Below are 2,638 nucleotides of genomic sequence, written 5' to 3'. Positions count from 1 at the left end.
GCTTTGGCGGGGCCCCGCATCGGGGGAAGGCCGGCGGGGAGCGGGGTGCGGTGCAGGCGGGCGAGGAGGGTGGCGGCGGCCTCCCAGGGGGCGGCGTCCGGGTCGTCCGGGTCGACGGGGAGGCCGTACGGCCAGAAGGTCACCAGGCGGCCGTGCAGCGGGGACGGGGCGGCGGTGAGCGGAGCCAGCAGTACGTCGGGGAGACGGGCGGCCGTGGCGACGCGGTGGGCCAGCGCGGAGGGGTCGGTGTCCGGAGCGTGGGCCTTGGCGACGGTACCGGCGTGCCGGACCACGGTGGCGTCCTCGCGGTCGGCGAGGGCGGTACTGCCGCAGGTGCAGGGGACCGTGGGGGTGCGCGGGTGCGCGGCGGCCGTGACTTCGGCGGTCAGTGCGGATATGAGGGAGCGGGCGGGTGTGCCGGTGCCGGTGTCTGCGGTCAAGGCTGCCTCGGGCGGGGTCGGCTGTCGGAGTGAGGGTAGCGGGGCGGGCCGGGGCCGGGCCGCATGCCCGCGCTTGCGGGGTGCCGCTGCGCCCCCGCGTGCCGCCCCAGGGGCGCGACCGCCCGCAGCTACGGCGGTACGCCGCACCCGGCCAGTGGCTCGCCTTCCCTCCGGAAACGGCCAATGCCGGCGCAGCTCCCCAGCTGCGCCGGCATTTGTGCCGTCCGCCGTACCCCCGTCCCCACGGGGTTTCATGGATCGATGTCCCCGCCCGGACCGCTCTTCCGGGCCTGGGGTCGCCGCTCAGCGCCCCAGCATCGCACCCACGGACGACGCCTGTGTGGCCACCGTCTCCCAGCCGTCGAAGACGAGCAGGAGCAGGGCCGCCAGGGGAAGGGCCATGAGCGTCGCCACCAGGGGGTGGCGGCGGCCCGTCCGGCGGGGGGCGAACGCCGTGCGTCGCGGTGCCGTGTAGGCCATGGTCCCTCTCCTGACCGTTTCGGTTGTCGTCGGCAGCGGCGGGTGTCTGACCTCGGGGGACGAGTGCTGCACCCGCCGCTTGACCTCAAATCTAGGCGCGCTGCCCCCACCGGGCGTCATGCCCGCGTACCGATTGCCGGGCCTCCATGAGGATGAGCCATGACCTGCGGCGTACTCCCCTGGGTGGAGACGCGGGCCCGAGTCTCGGGGTCTTCCCGGAGGGGTCGTCCACTCCGTCCCGTTATTTCCGACGTGCTCTATGGGGTGAGTTGAGTGACTTCGATCACTCCCGTCCGGGTCGGTGGGAGCGCCGGAGGCGGATCGGGATCCGGGGCGCGGGCACGGCCGCGGGCCGCCGCCGACCACGGGCCGGTGGGCGTACGGACACGTCCGCCGCAGCCCAGCGGGGCACCAACCTCCCTGCGGCGCCGACCGGTTGAGGCTTCGGGTGGCGCGAATTCGCCGTCGTGCTCGGCTTCCTGACCGTGCTTCACCTCCCCCGGACGGCCCACACAATCCATCCGGGCCGGAGGGCGCGGCCTCTGCGCGCAGGCGGCCGTGGAAACGTAAGCTGTGCCACGTCACAGGGACCGGGCAGCGGGGATGAACATGGCGATGATGCGCCTGAGGCGCGAGGACCCGCGCGTCGTCGGCTCGTTCAGGCTTCACCGACGGCTCGGCGCGGGCGGGATGGGCGTGGTCTATCTCGGCTCCGACAAGAAGGGGCAGCGGGTCGCCCTGAAGGTGATCCGGCCCGATCTGGCGGAGGACCAGGAGTTCCGGTCGCGGTTCGCGCGCGAGGTGTCGGCGGCCCGGCGGATCCGGGGCGGGTGCACCGCCCGGCTGGTCGCGGCGGACCTGGAGGCCGAGCGGCCCTGGTTCGCCACCCAGTACGTACCGGGGCCCTCCCTCCACGACAAGGTCGCCGAGGAGGGCGCTCTCGGCGCGGCGGACACGGCGGCGATCGGCGCGGCCCTGTCCGAGGGGCTGGTCGCCGTGCACGAAGCGGGGGTCGTCCACCGGGACCTGAAGCCCTCCAACATCCTGCTGTCCCCGAAGGGGCCGCGGATCATCGACTTCGGCATCGCCTGGGCCACGGGCGCCTCGACGCTCACCCACGTGGGCACCGCCGTCGGCTCCCCCGGCTTCCTCGCCCCGGAGCAGGTGCGCGGCGCGGCGGTCACCCCGGCCACCGACGTGTTCTCGCTGGGCGCCACCCTGGCCTACGCCTCGACCGGCGACTCGCCCTTCGGGCACGGCAGTTCCGAGGTGATGCTGTACCGGGTGGTGCACGAGGAGCCGCAACTGCACGGCGTACCGGACGCGCTGGCGCCGTTGATCCGGGCCTGCCTGGCGAAGGACCCCGACGAGCGGCCCAGCACGCTCCAGCTGTCGCTGCGGCTGAAGGAGATCGCCGCCCGGGAGGCGCAGGGCCTGGACGGCGTACGGCCGCCCGCGCCGCGTGCCGCCGAGGCGGACCGGCCCACCGGACGGCTCGCCGACACCTACCCCGAGCAGCAGCGCACCCAGCGGCGCGCCTCCCCCGGTACGCCGCTGCCGCGCGGCGGTGCGCCCTCCCTGTCCTCCAGGGGCGGGGTGTCGTCACGCGGCGACGCGCCGTCCCGTGGCGGAGCGTCCTCGCGCGGCGGGGTTGACACGCAGCAGGACCCACGGGGCGGCCACGACCCCGTACAGATCTCTGTACGGAGACAGACGCC

At 74.9% G+C, this 2,638-nt stretch carries 2 protein-coding genes and 1 pseudogene; 1 reads left to right on the top strand and 2 read right to left on the bottom strand.

Annotated features, from left to right (window positions below; genetic code table 11):
• Nucleotides 1-440, bottom strand: a pseudogene (locus ABZV94_RS41185) (aminoglycoside phosphotransferase family protein); the annotation flags it as partial.
• A gap of 303 nt (nucleotides 441-743) precedes the next feature.
• Nucleotides 744-920, bottom strand: coding sequence for a hypothetical protein (locus tag ABZV94_RS41180; protein WP_030654904.1), 177 nt, complete (start codon nucleotides 918-920; stop codon nucleotides 744-746).
• A 603-nt stretch (nucleotides 921-1,523) separates the two neighbouring features.
• On the opposite strand from ABZV94_RS41180, the gene ABZV94_RS41175 reads away from it, so the two are divergent.
• Nucleotides 1,524-2,638: serine/threonine-protein kinase (locus tag ABZV94_RS41175; RefSeq protein WP_356350183.1), on the top strand; the 1,115-nt coding region annotated here is incomplete at its 3' end.

The organism is Streptomyces sp. NPDC004658, assembly GCF_040609555.1.
Classification (GTDB): Bacteria; Actinomycetota; Actinomycetes; order Streptomycetales; family Streptomycetaceae; genus Streptomyces.
Note: the sequence above shows the minus strand (reverse complement) of the source record. Positions and strands in the feature narration are given on the sequence as shown.